This window comes from Embleya sp. NPDC025285 (assembly GCF_055558835.1).
Map to the genome: position 1 here is coordinate 17,726 of NZ_JBVHLU010000082.1, position 19,482 is coordinate 37,207.

The following is a 19,482-nucleotide window of genomic DNA, read 5'->3' on the forward strand; positions in this document are numbered from 1 at the left end:
CGCGGGCGGTCGACCGTATGTCCCAGTCCACACGCCCCCTGTCTTGGACCGCACGGGACGGCATGCCGGCTGCGTTCTCGCCGACCCGCGGGTATCGGTATCGCCGTACGTGTGGGGTGCCGTTCAGGCCTCCGGGCTCGGGACCGTCGTTTCGGCGGACAGGCCGTGGGCCGTGACGAGTCGGGCGCTGCCGTCGGCCAGTCGGTAGGACAGGCCCACCACGGCCGTCTGCCCGGCGGCGACGCGCTCGGCGAGCACCCGGGAGCGATCCATGAGGAGGTCGACGCTGTGCCGTATGTGCTCGGCGATGATGTCGTCGTCACGGGTGAGCCCGGCCGCGCGGGCGGCCAGGATGCTGGGGGTGACGCGTTCGATGACGTCGCGTACGTACCCGGTGGCGGCGACACCGTCGGTCACGGCGGCACGGGCGGCCGCGACGGCGCCGCACGAGTCGTGTCCGAGGACCACGACCAGCGGGCAGTCCAGGACGCTCACACCGTATTCGATGCTGCCCAGGACCTCCGGGCCCGCCACGTGGCCCGCGGTGCGTACGACGAACAGGTCACCCAGGCCTCGGTCGAAGATGATCTCGGCGGCCAGGCGCGAGTCGGAACAGCCGAAGAGCACCGCGAACGGTCGCTGGCCGGGTGCGGTCTGCGCACGGCGCGCGGCGTCCTGGTTCGGATGCTGCGGAGTGCCGTCCACGAAGCGCCGGTTGCCGGCCAGCAGCAGCTCGACGGCTTCGGACGGGGTCAAAGCGGCGACGTCGATCATGGAGACAGGCTACGACGAGCCGGCCCGTCGGTGTGCTGGTGTCCGCCATGAGGACAGTGAGGGACGGCGGCCGCGCTCCGCTCGAGACGTGCATCCTTCCCGAAGCGGCTGCGCTGCCGCTCCCGAGCCCGGCCGCTCGGACGCTTTGCAAGCCCCGGAACTGCCGGAGCTGCTGGACCTGCCACCGGAGGCTCGGTTGCTCATCATCGGAGCAACCGGCGCGGTCGGCGCCAAGGTCCAGCGCCTCCCTGCCGTGATTACCCGGAGATGTCAACCCGCAGGCGTGTGGTGGTTCCGGTCTCGGTCGAGCGGATCTGGAACAGGTCGCAGATCTGGTTGGCGATCCACAGTCCGCGTCCGCCGTCCTGGTCGGCGGTGGGGCGATGCCGCCCCGCGAGTGGGTCGAGGACGTGGCCCTTGTCCTGGACGTCGCAGATCACGAACGTGTCCTGCCGCCACAGGGTGAGGCTGCCGCCGCCCCCTCCGTGCACGATGCTGTTGCCCGCGATCTCGCCGATCGCCAACAGCGCCTGGTTGACCAGCGGACGGGGGACATCCGACAGTTCCCGGCGGACCAGCGTTCGGACGGCGGCGAGTTCACCGGAACGGAACGCGAGCCTTTGCGCGTGGTCGGGCGCCGGGGGCAGGGCGGGACCGAGCAGGGTGGCGGCGTAGTGATCGGGCCCGGGGTGGGGGTGGTCGATGCGGGACGCGCCGTCCAGGACCTGCGGGTGGGAGTGACGAACCGCCTCGATGGTGTCCGGTTCGAGCGTGGTGGTGTCGTAGGGGCAAAGGAGTTGCCAGGGCACGCCGTCGAAGGCGAGGTTGAGGAGGGTCTCGTGGTGGCGGCATTCGACGAGTTCGGCTTCGTCGCGGCCGGCCCAGATCGGCTCGCCGATTCCGCGGAAGGTCCGAGTCCCCTGTTCCCGGGTCCACTGTTGCCAGGTCGGGATGATGCGCGCCGGGTTGCGGCCGACGCGTTCCATGTCGATCCAGGTGACCTGAATCGCGTCGCCGGCCAGTTCTTCGCGCAAGGCGCCCGCTCGGGGGTGGATCACCGCGACCGCGACCGCCTCGTCCGCGGCCAACCCCTCGCGTACGAATCCCGCCGTGCGCTCGACGAAGTCGTCCAAACCCGCGTAGAGCAGGGCGTCATGACGGAATTCTGTGACCGCGTTCATCCGGTCGTCACCCTCTCCAATGCCAGACCGGGCAGGTGTCCCCACCCCGCGAGCTCCACCAGGTCGCACAACTCCTCCGAGGCGCGGTGCAGGACCAGCCGCCGCCCCTCTTCCAGGGCGCGGGCGGTCTCTACGAGGGTGCGGACGCCGGCGATGTCGATGAACCCCAATGCCGACACGTCGACCAGGACGTCCCCCGGCTCGGCGCCCCGTTGCGCTTCCAGCGCGGACCGCACGTGCGCGCAGTTGTCGAGATCGACCTCCCCCAGGAGTCGAACTCCGGGCTGCGGCGAGCTCCGTTCGACACGAAGCACACCGTCGTCGTAGTCAACACCCACGTCTGTGTCCCTCGCTCGCCGGACGCTTGGGCGGAGCGTACCCGGGATCGGAGGATGTCGACGGCGTGGGGCCGGAAATGCAACCGAACGGGTCGACGCTGTCGCGACGATCCCACGCAGCCTCGCGTCTCGGGCCTGTGAGTGGAGACGTTCCACGAACGCGGGGCGGGGATCCCCGGGGGCGGGAGCGCGGGCCGGCCATTTCGCACGGAACCGGACTGCTTTCGTCCAAGGGAATGGCTCGGCAAACGGCGCCACTCGGGGCCTGTGCCCGGCGGGGTCGGGCACTAGAACGGGTCGGATGACCGTCGTCACCCGGGGCGACTCGGCGGCTCGGCGAGGACTTCCGAGCGCTCGGGTGTTCGGGCACGCGGGTACTCGGGCGCTCGCTCGCGAGCGGGTCGGGACGCCGGGGTTGGCTCGACCGTTTCACGGTGGGGTCAGCGGAGGCGGAGGCGGAGGCGGGGGTGGCGTGCGTCCTGTTCCACGGTCATGTGCGCGAACGAGTCGCCGGCGCCCTGGTGGCGTGCACGGACCCGGTGGCGTTCGCGGAGGGGTGCAACCGCGGTTGTCGGCGTCGACGCGGCCGGCGGCGCTCTCGTTCCGGGGCTTCTCGGCAGGTTTCTCGTGCGCGGTCATGGCGGTGTACGGCCAACACCGTCTCCGAGATTCCGCCGGTGTGGACGGGCACTCCAGGCTCAGCCGCTACGTCGGTGTTTCCTGGCAGACGACCGACGCCGGTACTTCGGCCACGTTGCGTGCCCAGGGCGTGGCGACTCGGGCCATGGCCCGCGCCGTGCCCGGGGAATTGCTCGTCCGGATGGATGGATGGATGGGTGGTTCGGATTCGAGGTTGTCCGCGTCGGGTCGGGTCCTCGGCTCGCGGACGCGTTCGTTCCCGGAACTCCGGCCCTCGCGGGATGCAGGCGCGAGGGCCGGAGGTGCCACGCGATTCGGTCCGTGGAGGAGTCGGCCGAATCGGCGTGTGTCATCGGTCGGGACCGAGGTGTGCCCGGCCGCTGTTCGGCGACCCGGTATTTGGGGTCAGCCCTGGTGTCCGCCGTGCTGGGGTGCCTGGTGGTGGTCACTCTGCTTGTGGCCGCCGTCGTGCTCGACGTCGTCGACGTTCAGGCAGGTGTTGCCGATGGCCGGGTTGAGCACGCCGACGATGTTGACGGTGTTGCCGCACAGGTTGACCGGCACGTGCACCGGGACCTGGATGTTGTTGCCGGAGGCCACGCCCGGGGAACCGACCGCGGCGCCGTCCGCCTCGGCCTCGGCGTGGGCTGCCCCCGCGCCCGCCATCACGACCGCGGCAGTGCCGGCCATCAGGACAGTGATCTTCCTGAACGAACTCACGAACTCTCCCTTATCCACAGGGACACCGGCCGATCCCGGTGCGCCCTCTCCCGACTCAACGACCCGGACCGGCGCAGGCAGCGCGCATGCCGGAAATTCACCCGAACGCCACACATCGGCCGGGCCACCCGGACAACACCCGGGCGAAGCTGCTTTCCCGCAGGCCGACTTCGCTCTCCCGAACCGCACCCGTGCGGCGTGGTGCACTTCATCGCCGTACGGGTGCGGTCGGCCGGGCTGATCCCAACCCATCCGGGGCTCATGACACGTCCGCCCACGGCACCCCATCTCCCGGGGTCGTGTCGGCGAGGTGTCGTAGCGTGTTGTGCCCACTGCTTCCGGACATCGAGGATGTGGCATGGGACTGACCGATCCCGATCCGTTTCCCACCGACCCCGACGAGTGGTTGCGGCGCGAGACCGCGCTCCAGCGGTTGCGCGATCACGGCGTCGCACGGGTCCATGGCTGTGGGGCCGGGCCCGTTTCGGTCGAGACGCTGGAACTGTTCGCCGCGCATCTCGACCTCCCGCCCCCGGAACGCGAGGCCATCGAACGTCGGTCGCTGGGAGGCGATTTCGCCTCCACGTCGGCGTCCCTCCGGCGCGCCGGGCCGTCGGACGCCGCCAACCGGTGATCCGCGGCGCGGGATCCCGGCTCCGGGTGGCGGGGCCGGGTGCGGGGTACGGGCGGGGATGCCCGCAATCGTGCTCCCCGTCGATGTCGCCCTCGCCACCCGTGTCGACCGGGTCCCCACCGACTCCGGCTGGGCCCACGAGGCCAAGATGGACGGATGGCGGGCAACCCTGCGCACCGGCCCGCGACCGCGCGTGTTCGGTCGGCACGGCACCGATCTCACCGAGCCTTTTGCCGACGTCGCCGACGCGGCCCGGTCGCTGGACACCGCGGTGCTCGACGGCGAACTCGTCGCGGTCCTGGACGACGGGAGCGTTGCGTTCGGCCGCCTGCACACACGCAGCGCGAAAGGGCTCCGGCGCGGCGCGGACTATCAGGTCGTCCTGGTGGCCTTCGACGTGCTCTCGATCGACGACGTCGACCTTCGCCGGCGGCCCTATCGGGAACGACGCGAACAACTGCTGGACCTGCTGGAGAACGCGCCCCGGCCCACGCCGATCCAGCCGGTACCCATGACCACCGACCCGACCGAGGCCCTCGCCTGGGTCGGGGCGTTCGGCGGAGGCATCGAAGGGGTCGTCTCGAAACCGCTCGAAAGCCCCTACGCGGCCGGGCGCACGGCCTCCGGGTGGGTCGAGTGGCGCGCCTCCCACGCGACGCGATGACCGTCGAATGCACCCATTCGAACGTATTCTCCGCCGCGCCCTCGGCTCGGCTCCGGCGGCGATCATCGAGATCGCCGTCCACCTGTGGGGCAACCCCGCGTCGCAGACCAAGGCCATCGAGCCGGCCCTGCAAGCCGTCGACAACCTGCGACCGATCGCCGCCCGGAACCCCACCTACCGAACGAAGTTGGCCGTCCGGCTCGTGTCGCCCGCCGCCGCGTTCGTGGCCGAAACCAACCGGAAGCCGAGCGCGATCCCGCTGGTGCGCGAGGCGATCGGCCCGTACGTCGACCTGGCCCGGACCGACCCCACCACGTACGGCCCGAAGTCGGCCGAAGCCGACAACGCCTGACCGAACCCGGACGCTGACACCCGGCCCGGGAGGCCACCACCATCCGGAAGGGGGTGGCCTCCCCTGCGTCGACATCGATGTTCGTGGAACACCTCGGCACGACATCTACGCCCGTTCCTCGCAGCGAACCCGGAGACGTCCCCGAGCCGGCTCGGCGGTCGTACCCCCGGACCCACCGCGCGAAGGCGCCCAAGACGGTTGTCTCCACGGCGGCGCGGACCAGCGGCGCGCACGGGCCGGTTCCCGCGCCGTTTCATCTCGGCCGCCAACCGCGACCGGAACCGAGGGGCTCCTCGCGGGCACGGAGCGGCGGGTCCGAGGGCGAGGCCGCAGCCGACGCACGCGCCGCCGAACCCGCCCGCCGGCGGGGCGCATCGACGGGGCGAAGCAAGGCACTCATTCACCGACCGCGTCCCTTGGGGTCGGAGCCGTCACCGCCCGATCGGTGCCGTGGGGTGCCTGGTTCGGGGTCAGCCGGTGGTGGGGGTTTCCCCGGTGAGTGCGGGGAGGTTGACGACGGTGTCGGGGGTCGGGGGCGTGACGGTGACGGGTTTGTTGTGTTCGTTCCAGTCGATGGTGCCGCCGTTGGCGGGGTTCTTGTTCTCCAATTTGATGGGGAAGGTCTCGCCCTTGGCGGGGACGTAGAGCAGTGTTTCGCCTTCTTGGGGGTCGGTCTCGCCGAAGACGATGGCGCGGGTGCCGGCGATGTCGGTGTCGGGGCGGCGTTGGACGGTGGGTCCCCAGTCGGCGACGGCCTTGTTGATGTCGCCGAGTTCGGCGGCGGCGCTGATGCCCTTGAAGCGGGGGTCCTCGACCTTGAGTTTGACGTGCTTGTCCTGGATCAGGGCGATGGCGGTGGGGTCGGTGACCTTCGCGGCCTTGGTCCAGTAGTCGGCGCCGGCCTTGAGGTACATATCCGGGCCGATGCGCATGATCTGCGCGGTCTGGCCTGCTTCGATCAGGGTGCCGGTGTAGTTGCGGGTGGTGTTGTCCACGCGCAGGTCGAAGGAGGTCTCGCCGTTGGGACCGCGCAGGGCGCCGACCGTGTGCACGGTCTTGACCTGTGCGGCGGCTGTCTGGACCTTGGTGCGCAGCGTTGCGTCGTCGAGTTTGGTGTTGTCCCGGCCCGAGTCGGGGGCGGAGGTGGCCGCGTCGCCCGGGGGCGGGGGAGCGGTGTCGCCCGCGGGGGTTCGGCGGTCGTCGTCCTTGTCGTTGTCGCCGCATCCGGCCAGGAGCAGCAGGGCCGCGAGGGCGCCGGTGGTCACCGTGGTGGCGCGGTACTTCGTGTGGATGGTCATCTTCGCCCCGAATCGATCGTTGCCGGTCGCAAGTGGACTGTTCCTGCCCCGAGTTCGATCGGACATTCCCCTTGTGTGTGGCACCGTGACGCACCCACCCGAGCACATTCGGGGCTGCGGTGTGATCGCGGAATCAGGCCCCGGTATCCCGCACCCGGCCTCCACACGACGTCGAGCGGGTGGCCGCGCGCGCGGGCTTCGCACACTGTCCACGGACCGGGTCACGCGCCGTCCCACGCCGTCGGCAGTCGCTTCGTCGGTGGATTCCGCCCGCGGTAGGTGCCTGTCGATCGCGTACAACTCCCGTAGTGGGTGTGGCTTTTGGTGCCCCGGGCAGATGTTCGGCCGACCTGCGTCACAGGATCGATCGCGGAGGTGGGGACGTGAACGAGTACGCCCGAGGGGTACCGGAGTCGCCGATGGAGTGGGGGCTGCTGGGGGTGGTTCTCGCCGTGTTCGGTGGGGCTTTTCTGATTCGCGCCCTGTGGCGCAAGAGGAACGGGCAGCCGGTCAGTACCCGGGAGGACGAGGATTCGAATCGGCCCACCGAGGGCCCCAGTGGGAGCGCGTGGAAGTGGTGGCTCGGTGCGGGAGTCGCCGCTTACGTGGTGACGGTGATCGTCCGGTCGGTGATGGGCGGGAGCGGCGTCGAGGTGTGGCTGTTCCCGGCGCTCATCTTTCCCGCCTGTAGCGTGCTTCTGCCGGCCAGAACCGCGCTCAACGCCTGGAGCGCGCGCAAGGGCGACGAGTTCCGGGCGCGCCGACGGCACGGCAAGGGCGAGGACACCGCACCCGCCGGGCGCTGAAGCCACCCACGGCGAAGCCACCCACGGCCCGCCCGCAGGCATGATCCCGACCCTCGACGTCTCTCCCGCGGCGTTCGCCGGAGGCCGCGGACGTCAATGTCGTGGTGAATTCGACCTGCTGGGCACGGAACATGGCGTGGGTGGGTTCCGTGACGAGGGCGCGGACTTCGGCCACCATGGTGGCGATCAGTTCCTCGGGACCGCGGTCGGTCCAGACGACGGCCAGTTCGACGGGCTCGGCGTCGGAAATGGGGACCCAGCGGATGTTCATGGCCGGGACCGAGTGGGCGAGCGGTTCCGGGGCCGGCCAGATGCCGCGGCCGGGGGCGACCATCCGGAGGCACTCCTCGATCTGGGCGACCCTGGGGCTGCGCGGCGCCGGTGTGCCGTCGGGTCGCGGGTCGACGATCCGGTGGCGTTCGCCCTCCGGGGAGGTGAACATGTCGGGGCACACGACGGGTTCGTCGGCGAGGTCGGCGAGAGTGACCCGATCGCGTTCGGCGAGGCGATGATCGGCAGGCAGCGCGACGGCGCTCGCCGCTCTCTACAGCCTCGTCCTCACCAAAGCCGACGCCGGCACCCTCTGGCACGGCGTCGCCGTCGACTCCGTCGGCACCCCCCACTCGCCGCCGCCGACCTCGCCGCGGGCGGCATCGGCCGCGCCGAACCCTGGCCGCTCGAACAGGCCGCCGAAACCCTCGGCCTCCCGTTCGCCCGAGCCCTTGCGTTCGACCAGTTCGCCCAAGCCCTTGCGCTCGACCAGACCGTCTCCGGCGACCGCGCCGTCCGCCTGCTCGGCTGGCGGCCCACCCAAGCCCACCCGACCACCGACCTCACCGCCGGGCTCCCGTGCCTGACATCGCACGCGCAGCGGCCCGAAATGGCCGCCGACCCACTCCTCGCGGATCCGCAGCCATTCCGCGAAGGTGGGCGGCACCGGCTCCGTGAATGGTGAGCCTGCGGACGAAGGCTCCGGCCTGCCCGCGCCGCTGCCTCCGCACCGCGGACGGCGTTGTCCTCGATCGGGTCAGTCGCGCCTTCCATCCCGACGGTCGTATTACCGGCGTTCGTCGGCGGAGGCCATGGCGGTGATGCCGTCGAGCAGGGCGCGCAGGCCGAAGTCGAAGGCGTTCGCCCTGGCCTGCGCGGCGTTGCGGTCGAAGCCGCCGTCGGCCCACGAACGGGCGATGGCGGGGTAGCGTGCCGGGTCGAAGACCTCGTCCCAGAAGACCTGGCGGGCGGACCACCAGTCGTCCTCGGACTCGCCGCTCACGGCGGAGGCCCGCGCGTGTTCGGCTTGGGCTGCCGCGGCGGCGTCGACGAAGGTGACGATCGCGTCGACCGCGGCCGGGACCTGGGGCGGCGACAGGTCCGTTTGGGAGAGTGCGGCCAGCAGGTGGTTCTGCCGGGCGAACAGGCCCGGGCCCAGGGGCGGACGGACGGTGGATACAGTGCGCAGCCACGGGTGCCGGGCGTACAGGGCGACGGTCTGGTGGGCGTAGTGCGTGACCTGGGCGCGCCACGAGCCGGAATCGGAGAGGTCCAGGGACTGCCAGGCCGCGTCGACCATGAGGTCGATCAGTTCGGCCTTGCCGGGGACGTGCGTGTACGGCGTCATCGTCCCGACGCCCAGGGCGGCGGCGACTCTGTCCATGGTCATGGCGTCGATGCCGTCCCTGTCGGCCACCGAGATTGCCGCGGCGATGATTCCGGACAGCGTGATCTTGGGTGGCCTGCCACGGCCCGACCTGGCCTTCTCTTGCCGCCACAACAGGCGCAGGGTCTCGCGGGGATCGCCTCCGCCGCTGTGTTCCATCGTGCCCCCCTATTTTCCGTAGAGTGTATGGTAATCTTTATCCGTAGGTCATACGGAAAAGGGGTGGAAGGTGCGGGTACTGGTGACGGGCGCGACGGGCACCGTGGGCCGGCTGGTCACGGCCGGACTGCGGGACGTCCAGGTCAGGGTGATGACGAGGGATCCCCGAAAAGCGCCCGCCGGAGTGGACGTGATGCGGGGCGACCTCACCCGGCCCGAGGAACTCGGGCCGGTGCTGGCCGGGGTGGACAGGATGTTCCTCTTCCCGGAACCGTCCACGGCCGAGAAGGTGGTCGAGGCGGCGAAGCGAGCGGGCGTCCGAAGGATCGTCGTGCTCTCGTCCGGCGCGGTGACCGGCGGTTTCGACACGACATTCCACCCGCCCGTGGAACAGGCCGTCGAACGGTCGGGTCTGGAGTGGACACACATCCGACCCGGCGAGTTCGCGGCGAACAAACTCGCGCTCTGGGGCCCGTCCATCCGCGCCGAACGCGTGGTGCGGGACATCAACCCGGACAGCGGGTGGTTTCCGGTGCACGAGCAGGACATCGCCGATGTGGTGATCCAGGCGTTGCTGGAGGACGGCCACGCCGGAAAGGCCTACGACATCAACGGTCCCGGCCTGATCAGCCTGCGTGACCAGGTGAAGGCAATCGCCGACGCGCTCGGCGAGGAGATCCGGTTCGAGGAGCTGACCCCGCTTCAGGCCCGCGAGGTCTATCGGGCGATGGGCGGGTTCGCCGCGGAAGCCGCGGACTTCCTGTTGGGTTTCACCGACTATGACGGCAATCCCGTGGATCCGTCGGACAACGCGGACTTCGATCCGTCGGTGCTGGGCCCACTGCCCACGGCGGAGTCCGTGACGGGCAGGCCGGCACGGACCTTCGCGCAATGGGCGCGGGATCGGGCGGAGGACTTCCGTTAGGAGGTGAACTCGACACGGTTGGGCCGGACCGGTCCGGTGCTCGGTTTCCGCGCGGTCGGCACGAAGCGTGGCGTCATCGACGGACGGCGTCGCCGAGGCAGGCGCCGCATGGATGCGGGGCGCGGCCCCGGCGGCGCCGGTCGGTGACGACACGGCCACAGTCGCCGCACAGTTCCGCGAGAGCCGGCCCGTGCAGGTTCGGCGTGCAGTCGATTTGCCTCGGCCAGGCCATGCAGCCCGGATCGCCCGAGTGCACGTTCTGCGCGCGCAGGGCGCGCACCGGTGCTCGGGCCGCACACCCGGTGGACCGGTGGCCCCGGGCATCCGTCGACGAACGGGGGCTCAAAGCTCCCTTCGCATCAGGACGCACATCGTCTCGTGGCGACGGATCGACCCTTCGGGGCCCTCCTCGTCCCAGGCGTCCGGGGCGCGGCCGTACGCGACATAGCCCAACCGCTCATACAGGGCACGAGCCCGCGGGTTGTCCTCTTCCACCGCGAGTTCGGCCCTGCGCAGGCCACGGCTTTCGATCCTTTGTTCGGAGGATCGGATCAGCAACGTCCCCAGGCCACAAGACCGAAGTGCCGGGTGCACGGCGAACTGCCACAGAGTTCCGGCCTTTTCGCGAACCCGGTAGTCGATGCCGCCGATCGCCACCGGCAGATCGCCCCCGGCACACACGGCCAGGTAGTCCACCTCCCCGGCCGCCGCGCGTATCAACTCCCGCTCCACGTACCGCAGATGGGTGGCGGAGCCCGACCAGGTGCACGCGGGCAGATCCCGCAGCCGAAGGTCTCGCACCCTGACGGGTACGACGACGGTGGGGCCGGCGGTGCCTTGGGTGGTGGTCACATCCGTGAGGATCCCGACCGAAGCGCCTGCGGGGCAACGTATTTCTCCCGCCGAGGATGGTGCCGGCCGACCCGGGGCGCACCGCGGCGGGCGATCGCTTCCCGCGAACGGCGACGCGTCCTCGGTGGGAACTCGGTGTGTCGCGAGCGGGCTTCGCGTCCCGCCGTCGGCACTCCGAAGTAATTGTCAAATCCTGTGGATCGCACGAAGTTGCGCGGTGTCGCTGCCATGCGTGGAATTACGGTCGGCCGGGGATCCGGCCGGTCGTGACTTGCGCTACGAAGCGTCTCAGTGCGCGCGGATTCCGAATTACGTGCAGGTTCGCGTTACCGGCGTCGGTCGTGATCGCCGCGAGGAGGAGCGGTCGGCTCCGGCGTCGATAGGCCCATACCCACCGCCAGAAGTCGGCGCGTTCCCGAGAGCGTCGGATCGCTCGCCAGGCGCAGCGCGAGAACGAAAAGTCCAGCAGGATGACGGTGTCCGCCGCTTGGAGCCGGACGTCGGGGACGTCGTAGGGCCCGAGGTCGCCATCCATGATCCAAGCCTCGCCTCGGACGAGTTCACGTTGGACGGCGGCCCACTGGTCGGGGGTGGTCGCTTCAAGGCCGGGTCGCCAGAAGTGCGTGTCCAGCTCGATGACGGGAAGCCCGGTGATTGCGCCCAGGCGGACCGCGAGGACTGACTTCCCTGCACCGCCACGCCCCAGGATTACGACTCGCTTCATAGCCGCCATGGTTCCAGGCCGGTTCCGGGACGCCTACTCGTTTTCGACGAGCTCGAACACCGTCGCGAGGGCTGCGGCCGGACTGCCGGGGCCGCGGGTGACCTTGGCGCGGAGCTTGACTTCGGCCTCCAACGCGGCGGCGAGCATCCGCCGGGCGCCCGCGCGGACGATTGCGTCGATCAGGAGCCGGACTCGATGGAGCCGTCCGCGTCCACTGCGCCGAACACGCGGGTGTGCCTTCCTGCCCCGCGCTGTGAACGCGGGCGTACTCGGTGACCATCACAGGATCATTCGGGAAGGTACGCCCTCGCGTACAACCCGAGACCGATCCACAGGTCTTGAGCATTTCTCGCACTCCGAATCGACGGCCCGTTGCCCACCCCGAACATCGCAACCGCCCGCTCGCAATGCCGACCGCATGCGAGGGACGAGGTCTCACTCGGAGGCCGAACGTGCGGCGATCCCGGTCACGTTCGCGCGTAGGAGATTGTGGTCCGACAGTCCGTGGACGTCTTCGACCATCACGTCGCGCACATCGCCGCCGCGCACGACCACATGGTCGATGTGCTGCGACCCGGCGCTCCGGCCGTCCGGTCGTGTCGGCGGCGCGTCCGGCGGGAGTTCGGCAACGATGAACTCCGGGCCGAGACCGTCCGCTACGGTGACGCGGTCGGCGTTGAAGTCGCCGAGCAGGATCACGGGGTCTGTCGAGTCTGCGGCCAGTTCAGCCAGGCGCGCCAGTTGCCGAGGTCGTCGCCGACCGAAGCTTACGTGCGTGGCGACCACGAGCGCCCCGTGGGTTCGTACGGCGAGCAATCCCTTCCCCGAGTCGTCGTTGAAGGCTTCGGCGGCCAACTGCCGCGACGGGCCGCGCACCAAGAGCACGAGGTACTCACCCGGGTCGTCGAGCGGTTTCGTTCCGTGGCGTGGTGCCGGGACTCGTGGATATCGCATCGCGTGGACCGTGTGGTCGGGCAAGGCGCGGCGGAGGCCGGTCAGTTGGTCGCCGCTTACCTCCTGTAGGGCGGTGACCGGTTCAGTGCGTTCGACCAACAATGCCGTGATCGCAGCGATCCGTTGCGATTCGTCCGGCCACGTTGCCGCCGTGTCTTCGCCCCAGTTCTCCGCATGAACGCGGTGTAGGACATTCCAGGTTGCCACCGTGAGCAAAAGCTCTCCTCGTCTCGTGCCACGAGTGGCACTGAATGGGCCGCGGAGGTACGCGGCCACAAGCCGAGCCCTCCGATGACCGAATCATCGCGTGTTCGCCATGGCGGCGGGTGGCCGGTCGGTTGCCCTCGCGCGCCCATGACGTCGACTGGCTTGTGCGCCTCCTCGTGCAGCCGGATCGCCCGTGCGCCCGGCGCCTGTGCGCCCGGCGCCCGTGCGCCCGTGGGACCGGCCGGAGCGGTTGTAGTGGAGGTTGGGGACGGTTTCGTCCACGCTCGGGTGCCGTGGGGCCGGTTCCTTGACGGCTAGGTGTATGGCCCACGGAGGTTGGTGACGGGTCGTACGGCGGGGCGATCGTGGCGGTGAACGAAGACGTGGGCTCGTCGGAGGAAGTGGCGATCCGTGGAGCCGCGTGAGGCGGTACGTGTCCCGGCGGCGGTGTCGAGCGGCACACATGGGATGCACCGACGCCTTGCCGTTCTCGGCGTACGTACGGATCCTCCGGGTGCGTACGGATCCTGCGGGTGCGTACGGATCTTGCGGTTCGCTGACATCACCGGCTTCCGGCACTACCGGGGGGAGGGCTTGTTCCGACCGCGCAGCATTTCCCCCAGCCGCCGTGCTTCAGGGTGTCAGTGGGCGCTGTAGAGCCTGGCCAGTTCATCGAACGCGGTCTTTGGTTCCCAGCCGTCGTCGACGACCTTGACCACGCCGAAGCTCGCCATGTCCAAGTCGTAGCGAGGATCGAGAGAGTGGGGCTTCGGCGCCATGAACTCGAACACGTAGGCGCCATAAACGCCTTCCGCTGCGAACACTCCCAGTTGTTGTGACAGGTAGTCCGCCTGCACCTGCTCATTGCGGGTGAACGTGCCTGACAGCGCGGGAGGATCCGCCGCCCAGTTGATGATGCCGTAACCGGCCGGGCCCATCTCGGCAGCGCCATCGAAGGCACAGCAGCCGAACTCGGTTATCACGATGGGCTTGCCGCTGCTGTGGAATCGCCTGAGGTTGGTGACGTAGTCGGCGTCGTTGTAGGCCATTCGGTAGTAGTTCAGTCCGACCATGTCGAAGTGGGTCCAGTCCACTTCCTCCCACAGACCGGCGCCATAGGTCAGGCGGCCGCCGAACTGTGCCCGGGCGACCTCGCGAGCACGACCGAGCACGTCGTCGAGTTGCTCATTGAACTCGGAGAAACGAGGCCACCATTCCGCCGAGGCCAACTTGGCAGATCTGTCCGCGTGAGTGTCCCCGGGAATGATGCCGGAGCCGAAGATCGTCTGTGTCAGGTGCGGATATGCCGCCACCAGCTTCGCGATCGCGTCCATCGCGGCAGCTTCGTGATCCACGTTGCACATCGACGAACCCCCTGTACCATCCCACGCGGCCGCGACGCCTCGGCGGCTCGGGCGAGACCCGCTGCTCGGGATCGGGACGCCGATGACCGCTGCGCGAACCCAGCTCCGAGCCTGGTCGATTCGCGCACGCGACCTTATCGATCGAACCCGGGTCGTGCGGGCTTTCGGGATTCCGGTTCGGCTGACTGGGGCCGCCGAGCAGTCCCGGGCCTGATCACGCGATCACCCCAACACGTTTCGGATGATGAGAGCTTGGCGTTGTGATCGACAAGTGGCCGGGCCCAGTGGAGGTGCGGCGGCCGAAGGGGTTGCTCCGGTACGAAGTTCCCGCCGAGTCGGGCCTGTTGGCGGAGCAGGACGAGGACGCGTACCCGATGGACAGCCAGGCCGCCTCTTTCGGGTCACCCTGCACCGGGAGGGCCAAGGAAATGGGTGGACTTGGGTTGTCCGACGCCGAGCCAGGGCAGGTACGCCCGCTTGTCGGGTCGTTCCGGCCCCGATGGTCGTCGTACTCGATGACCCGGACCACTTCGGCCGATTCGGTCTCCACCCGAGCACGGACTTCGGGTCGTCGGTCGGGAACCCGTCTGGAGCGCCTGTTCCGGGTTCGAACTCTGGCTGCCTAAGTCCGAAGGTGCAAGGCGAGTTCGTCGACCTTGATCCTTTCGACCAGGTCCGAGGCCGATGTGGTCCCCTATCTGCCCATGCGTTTGCTCGGTGCGGTCAAGGCCCGTGTCCTGACACGTCGTCGCTGCCGGATGTGGGCCAGAGTCATTCTTGACTGACTCGTGCATGACTTCGTTGCTCGTGGGCGCGGTTCGGTACCGTCGGGGCACGAGGGGCGCTGGGGGGTGTCCCGGACTCGGGGGAGTTGAACGAGCATGCCTGCCTTGGACGAACGGAACGGTGCGGGCTTTGCGGCGAGTCGGCCGCAGTGGTGGTGGTGCGTTCCGCTGGCGGTGACGCTCATCGGACTGCCGGTCCTGCTCTTCGCCGACTGGCACATCCTGGCGGACCTGTGGTTCGGGAACTGCGAGCACGACGACAACTCTTGCGACGGCCCATACACCGAAGCCGGGAAGCTCAGAGCCAAAGCGGTCACGTGGCTCCTGGCGGCCGGCCAGATTGCGGCGTTCTCCGCCATGTGGGGTACCGCCAAGAGCCGCAAGGCGAAGGTACGGGCGCGGCAGGCGCTCGCCCACGGCGCTCTCGTTGCGGCCCCGGTGGTGGCCGGGGCGGTGGCTTGGATCTGGTGATGTGGCCGGTTTTTGGTTGTGGGTTTCAGTGGGGTCGGGTGGATTCGGGGCGTGCGTGGGCGGTGCGTCGCCGGTCTACCGTTCCAACAGTGCGGCGACGAAGGCCGCTATGCGATCCACCCGGGAAACGCCGGGGTCGTCTCCGCACCTGCGCCGCTCGAGATGACTCGGACTCCGGGGCGGCCGGAGCCCGAGTGAAGGCGATGTTGCCCGGGACGCCGAAGCGCCCCTGGCAACGTGCTTGAGCGGCAGCGCCGGGCTCGTGTGCGAGGCGCCTGCCTGCGTGGCTTCGCCGGTGCCGACGGGTTGCGGGTGTGGTTGCTGTCGGGGTTGCGGGCCGCCCGCCGGTGGGGCGAGCGGACGGCGGGCGGCCCGGTCGGGTGTGGTCGGGGGTGTGTTCAGGGGGCGAGTATCACCGTCTTGCCGGGCAGTCGTCCGGCGCGGGCGTCGTTGTGGACGGTGGCCAGGTCGGTGGCCGGTCGGTGGGCGGCGATGTGGAGGCGGAGTGTGCCGGCGTCGATCTTGGCGGCCAGTTCGGCGAGTTGGGCTGCGTCGCTGCGGACCCACAGGCTCGCGCTGCGCACCTTCCGGGCGGGGTCCTCGGGTATGGGGCCGGCCGTGCTTGCGGCGACCCCGCCGTCGGCGACGTGGTGTGTCAGGTGCGCGAGTTCCTCCGGGGAGAGGCGCACGTGGTTGATCACGACCTGGAAGGGGCCGCCTGCGGGGGCCGGGTCCGTGGCGAGGTCGAGGGGGGCGAGGACGCGGTGTGCGCCGTAGCCGCGGAGGCGGTCGGCGTGTTGCGGGGCGTCGATCGCGGTGACGTGTGCTCCCGCGTCGACGGCGAGTTGGACGACGAGGCTGCCCACCGCGCCGCCGGCTCCGTTGATCAGGACGCTGTGGCCGGGCTCGAGTTCGGCGAGTTCGAAGGTGGTCTGCCAGGCGGCCAGGCCGGTCAGTGGCAGTGCCGCGGCGTCGACGAGTTCGATCGTGCGGGGTGCGGGGGCCAGGGATTCGGCGGGGGCGAGGACGTATTCGGCGGCGGCGCCTGCGGTGTCGAGGGGCAGCATGGCCATGACGGGGTCGCCGACCTGTGGGCCGGTGACGTCCGGGCCGAGTTCGGCGACGGTGCCCGCGAGGTCGATCCCCGGCACGTACGGGAGAGTGATCGGGATCATCTCGGCCAGGGCGCCGGCGCGGATGTGGTCGTCGACGGGGTTGAACGAGGTGGCGGCCACCCGTACCAGGACCTGTCCGGTGCCGGGGACGGGGCGGTCGACGTTCTCGTGGCGTAGGACCTCGCTGCCGCCGAACTCGTGGAAACGTATTGCCTTCATGGCACTTCCTTCGGGGTGTGCTGATGTCGTCGCCGACGGGTGCGGCGATCGGGCGGGAAGGTGGGTCACGTCGGGGCGATCAGGTCAGCTGTATCGACCGGGTGGAGTTGCCCATCACGATGCGGTCGATGGCGCTCACGGCGCTGCCGGGGTCGTCGGCGGCGCCGACGGTGAGCAGCAGCGGTACGAAGTGGTCGGCCGTCGGGTGGGCGACCGCGGCGCCCGGCGCCTTGTTGCGGTAGTCGGTGAGGGCGTCGGCGTCGCCCCGGGCGAGGGCGTCGACGGCCCATTGGTCGAAGGCCGCGGTGTCGGCGGCGAGTTCCGGCCGACGGAAGACGGCGAAGCTGTGCGTCATGAAGCCCGAGCCGAGAACGAGGATGCCTTCGTCGCGCAGCGGCCGCAGGCGTGCCCCGAGTTGGAGCAGGGCGCCGGGGTCGAGGCTGGGCATCGACAGTTGCACGACCGGGACGTCGGCCGCGGGGTACATGGCCATGAGCGGGATGAACGCGCCGTGGTCGAGGCCGCGGTCGACGAACTCGTGCACCGGCGTCCGGCCGAGCAGGCCGGTGAGCCGTCGAGCCAGATCGCCGGCGTCGGGGGTCGCGTAGGGAAGGGTCTTGTAGCGGGGGTGGAAGCCGCTGAAGTCGTAGTGGAGCGGGGTGCCGGCCGCGGCTCCGGATATCGCGACCGGTGCGCGTTCCCAGTGGGCCGAGACGACGACGATGGCCCGAGGTTTGGGCAGTGACCGGGCCCAATCGAAGAGATCTCCGAGCCACTGCGGATCGTCGAGGGTGAACGGGGCGCCGTGGCTGACGAAGAGGCTGGGCAGGGGCCCGTCGGAGGGGTTCCACTTCAGCTGCTCGCGCGCCTGTGGCAGGACCCGGGCAAGAAGATCGTCGTACGCCGCGGCCGGTGTGCGCGACGGGTGGGGAGAAGTCGGGCCCTCCGGGGAGGCCGTGCTGCTCGTGGGGGTCATCGGAATCAGCTCCTTCACTTGCCCCGGCAAGTATTTTCACTTGCCTGGGCAAGTTCGAAAGTAGCTCATGAAGAGTTGCCTGGGCAAGTGACATCAATTGCCCAGGCAAGCGATGTGGCTTGCTTGGGCAAGTATGATGAGGCTCATGGAAGCTCAGTCGCCCTGGCTCGACGACGATCAGCAGGACCTGTGGCAGGCGCTGCTGACGGTCGTCATCGCCCTCCCGGCGGCCCTGGATCGCCAGTTGCAGCGGGACGCGGGCATCTCCAATTTCGAGTACGGGGTCCTGGCCCGGCTGTCCGCGGCCGGCGAGGCCACGATGCGGCTCGGTGACCTGGCCCGCCTCTGCGACAGCACCCTGCCCCGCCTGTCGAAGGCGATGGACCGCTTCGAGGCCCGCGACTGGGTCGCCCGCCGGCCCGACCCCGGCGACGGCCGCTACACCCTCGCCACCCTGACCGACGCCGGCCGGCAGAAACTCGTCGAGAGCGCACCGGAACACGTCGCCCAGGTGAAACGACTCGTGTTCGATCCGCTCACCGCCGCGCAACGCCGCCACCTCGAGACCGCACTCACCCGCATCGCTGCCACCGTGCGCCGGGAACTCGAAGGGGGCTGAAACACCGCCCTCGGGCGGGTCATCCGACGGCTCTGCGATGCCGGGGACGCGGTGCACGGGGGAGGCGAGGACCTCGTCGGCGGCGCATTCGTGGCCGGCCGCCAGTCGACAACGGCAACGGCGCGGCAAACGGCGCGGCAGCGCCAACGGCAACGGCAGCGGCAACCGCAACTTCACGGCGCGGGCATCTCGCCCGACATTGCTTCTCCGCGGATCAGGACGTTGTGCAGGGGCAATCGGCTGGTTCGTACATCAATACGATGCCCGGGTGACGAGTGACGTGGCGACCGGTCAGCCGACCCGCAGGCAACTACCGCAGGGGGATGTGGAGTTCCCCGGCGCTCCCAGGGCCGCACGTCCCGAGCCGCGCGGGTGGGCCTGGTCACTGGCTCGATTCGGTACAACGAGACGGTGCACCGGGGCACGGCCGGCTGCGCCGAGCAGGACTGCTACCAGACCGTGCCGGGCATCGGCACGCCGCTGCTGTGGTGGACCGGCCTGATCGCGGTCGGCTACCTGCTCTTCCGCTGGGCCGGCCGCCGGGACTGGCGCGCGGGCGCGATCCTGTGCGGACTGGGCGCGGTCTACCTGCCATGGATGGCATTCCAAGAGCGCACGATCTTCCCGTTCTACGCCGTCGTGTTCGTCCCGTTCCTGTGCCTGGCGGTGACCATGATGCTCGGCGCGCTGCTCGGCCCACCCGGGGCCGGCGAACGGCGACGCGCGTGGGGCGCCGCCGGCGTGGTCGCGATCATCGCGCTGATCGCGTGGAACTTCCTGTACTTCCATCCGATCCTCACCGGCGAGACGATCGGTCGAAGCGCGTGGCTGGACCGCATGTGGTTCAGCACCTGGACCTGAGCCGAAGGGTCGCTTGTGCTCGCACGGCCGGCCCGCTGTGTGCCGGCCGGGCGGTGATGTACGCGGCCCCGCCTCCTGTGGCGAACCGAGCGACCGCACGGGTTCGCTCGGTTCGCCACAGCGAGCATCGCCGCCGCCTGGTCGCCAAAGCCTGGTCGCCGAAGCCTGGTCGCCAAAGCGCCCAACGT

General features: G+C 69.9%; 21 protein-coding genes. 8 read left to right on the plus strand and 13 right to left on the minus strand.

Features of this window, described 5'->3' with window-relative positions:
* Positions 1 to 123 precede the first annotated feature (123 nt).
* From ACZ4FV_RS38260 to ACZ4FV_RS38275, 4 genes are all read right to left on the minus strand, one after another.
* Positions 124 to 774, minus strand: coding sequence for a carbonic anhydrase (locus ACZ4FV_RS38260; protein ID WP_402236129.1), 651 nt, complete (start codon positions 772 to 774; stop codon positions 124 to 126).
* A 257-nt stretch (positions 775 to 1,031) separates the two neighbouring features.
* Positions 1,032 to 1,955: an anti-sigma factor RsbA family regulatory protein gene (locus tag ACZ4FV_RS38265; RefSeq protein ID WP_465325174.1), complete on the minus strand. Its 924-nt coding sequence runs from the start codon at positions 1,953 to 1,955 to the stop codon at positions 1,032 to 1,034.
* Entirely contained in the window at positions 1,952 to 2,293 is a 342-nt protein-coding gene (locus tag ACZ4FV_RS38270) for an STAS domain-containing protein (protein ID WP_402236133.1), read from the minus strand. Before ACZ4FV_RS38270 ends, ACZ4FV_RS38265 begins: the two co-directional genes overlap by 4 nt.
* Before the next feature lie 1,044 nt (positions 2,294 to 3,337).
* Positions 3,338 to 3,652: a chaplin gene (locus tag ACZ4FV_RS38275; RefSeq protein ID WP_395861052.1), complete on the minus strand. Its 315-nt coding sequence runs from the start codon at positions 3,650 to 3,652 to the stop codon at positions 3,338 to 3,340.
* Between the two features lie 358 nt (positions 3,653 to 4,010).
* On the opposite strand from ACZ4FV_RS38275, the gene ACZ4FV_RS38280 reads away from it, so the two are divergent.
* From ACZ4FV_RS38280 to ACZ4FV_RS38290, 3 genes are all read left to right on the plus strand, one after another.
* Positions 4,011 to 4,286 (plus strand): hypothetical protein, encoded by a 276-nt coding sequence (locus ACZ4FV_RS38280; RefSeq protein WP_465325178.1) that lies wholly within the window; start codon positions 4,011 to 4,013, stop codon positions 4,284 to 4,286.
* A gap of 70 nt (positions 4,287 to 4,356) precedes the next feature.
* On the plus strand, positions 4,357 to 4,950 hold the full coding sequence (locus ACZ4FV_RS38285) for an ATP-dependent DNA ligase (RefSeq protein WP_465325180.1): 594 nt from the start codon (positions 4,357 to 4,359) through the stop codon (positions 4,948 to 4,950).
* A 7-nt stretch (positions 4,951 to 4,957) separates the two neighbouring features.
* Positions 4,958 to 5,302, plus strand: a complete 345-nt coding sequence (locus ACZ4FV_RS38290) for a hypothetical protein (protein WP_465325182.1) — start codon at positions 4,958 to 4,960, stop codon at positions 5,300 to 5,302.
* Positions 5,303 to 5,772: 470 nt separating this feature from the next.
* On the opposite strand, the gene ACZ4FV_RS38295 is transcribed toward ACZ4FV_RS38290, so the two are convergent.
* Positions 5,773 to 6,600, minus strand: a complete 828-nt coding sequence (locus tag ACZ4FV_RS38295) for a hypothetical protein (RefSeq protein ID WP_465325184.1) — start codon at positions 6,598 to 6,600, stop codon at positions 5,773 to 5,775.
* A gap of 383 nt (positions 6,601 to 6,983) precedes the next feature.
* Here ACZ4FV_RS38295 and ACZ4FV_RS38300 point away from each other — a divergent pair, with 383 nt between their 5' ends.
* Entirely contained in the window at positions 6,984 to 7,406 is a 423-nt protein-coding gene (locus tag ACZ4FV_RS38300) for a hypothetical protein (RefSeq protein WP_395861062.1), read from the plus strand.
* Here the strand turns inward: ACZ4FV_RS38300 and ACZ4FV_RS38305 are convergent.
* The 3 genes from ACZ4FV_RS38305 to ACZ4FV_RS38315 form a co-directional block, all read right to left on the minus strand.
* Positions 7,318 to 7,929: a LysR substrate-binding domain-containing protein gene (locus tag ACZ4FV_RS38305; RefSeq protein WP_465325218.1), complete on the minus strand. Its 612-nt coding sequence runs from the start codon at positions 7,927 to 7,929 to the stop codon at positions 7,318 to 7,320. The two genes, ACZ4FV_RS38300 and ACZ4FV_RS38305, sit on opposite strands and share 89 nt — an antisense overlap.
* Before the next feature lie 21 nt (positions 7,930 to 7,950).
* Positions 7,951 to 8,343: a hypothetical protein gene (locus ACZ4FV_RS38310; RefSeq protein ID WP_465325186.1), complete on the minus strand. Its 393-nt coding sequence runs from the start codon at positions 8,341 to 8,343 to the stop codon at positions 7,951 to 7,953.
* Positions 8,344 to 8,463: 120 nt separating this feature from the next.
* Positions 8,464 to 9,222: a TetR/AcrR family transcriptional regulator gene (locus ACZ4FV_RS38315; protein WP_465325189.1), complete on the minus strand. Its 759-nt coding sequence runs from the start codon at positions 9,220 to 9,222 to the stop codon at positions 8,464 to 8,466.
* 82 nt (positions 9,223 to 9,304) lie between these two features.
* Between ACZ4FV_RS38315 and ACZ4FV_RS38320 the strand changes: the two genes are divergently transcribed.
* A complete protein-coding gene (locus tag ACZ4FV_RS38320; RefSeq protein WP_402236151.1) occupies positions 9,305 to 10,147 on the plus strand; it encodes an NAD(P)H-binding protein in 843 nt (280 codons plus the stop codon).
* Positions 10,148 to 10,489: 342 nt separating this feature from the next.
* On the opposite strand, the gene ACZ4FV_RS38325 is transcribed toward ACZ4FV_RS38320, so the two are convergent.
* The 3 genes from ACZ4FV_RS38325 to ACZ4FV_RS38335 all read right to left on the minus strand — a co-directional run bounded on the left by ACZ4FV_RS38325 (position 10,490) and on the right by ACZ4FV_RS38335 (position 14,218).
* Positions 10,490 to 10,999, minus strand: a complete 510-nt coding sequence (locus ACZ4FV_RS38325) for a GNAT family N-acetyltransferase (RefSeq protein ID WP_402236154.1) — start codon at positions 10,997 to 10,999, stop codon at positions 10,490 to 10,492.
* Between the two features lie 1,159 nt (positions 11,000 to 12,158).
* Positions 12,159 to 12,953 (minus strand): endonuclease/exonuclease/phosphatase family protein, encoded by a 795-nt coding sequence (locus ACZ4FV_RS38330; RefSeq protein WP_402236159.1) that lies wholly within the window; start codon positions 12,951 to 12,953, stop codon positions 12,159 to 12,161.
* A 572-nt stretch (positions 12,954 to 13,525) separates the two neighbouring features.
* Positions 13,526 to 14,218 (minus strand): hypothetical protein, encoded by a 693-nt coding sequence (locus ACZ4FV_RS38335; RefSeq protein ID WP_465325193.1) that lies wholly within the window; start codon positions 14,216 to 14,218, stop codon positions 13,526 to 13,528.
* Between the two features lie 920 nt (positions 14,219 to 15,138).
* Between ACZ4FV_RS38335 and ACZ4FV_RS38340 the strand changes: the two genes are divergently transcribed.
* Positions 15,139 to 15,504 carry a hypothetical protein gene (locus tag ACZ4FV_RS38340; protein ID WP_402236170.1) on the plus strand — a complete coding sequence of 122 codons (366 nt, stop codon included), beginning with the start codon at positions 15,139 to 15,141 and terminating at the stop codon, positions 15,502 to 15,504.
* Positions 15,505 to 15,902: 398 nt separating this feature from the next.
* On the opposite strand, the gene ACZ4FV_RS38345 is transcribed toward ACZ4FV_RS38340, so the two are convergent.
* Positions 15,903 to 16,838 (minus strand): NADP-dependent oxidoreductase, encoded by a 936-nt coding sequence (locus ACZ4FV_RS38345; protein WP_402236172.1) that lies wholly within the window; start codon positions 16,836 to 16,838, stop codon positions 15,903 to 15,905.
* Positions 16,839 to 16,917: 79 nt separating this feature from the next.
* On the minus strand, positions 16,918 to 17,814 hold the full coding sequence (locus ACZ4FV_RS38350; protein ID WP_402236175.1) for a DODA-type extradiol aromatic ring-opening family dioxygenase: 897 nt from the start codon (positions 17,812 to 17,814) through the stop codon (positions 16,918 to 16,920).
* A gap of 145 nt (positions 17,815 to 17,959) precedes the next feature.
* On the opposite strand from ACZ4FV_RS38350, the gene ACZ4FV_RS38355 reads away from it, so the two are divergent.
* Positions 17,960 to 18,433 carry a MarR family winged helix-turn-helix transcriptional regulator gene (locus tag ACZ4FV_RS38355; protein ID WP_465325198.1) on the plus strand — a complete coding sequence of 158 codons (474 nt, stop codon included), beginning with the start codon at positions 17,960 to 17,962 and terminating at the stop codon, positions 18,431 to 18,433.
* Between the two features lie 411 nt (positions 18,434 to 18,844).
* Complete coding sequence (locus ACZ4FV_RS38360) at positions 18,845 to 19,294, plus strand: hypothetical protein (protein ID WP_465325201.1); 450 nt, start codon at positions 18,845 to 18,847, stop codon at positions 19,292 to 19,294.
* The last annotated feature ends 188 nt before the right edge of the window (positions 19,295 to 19,482 follow it).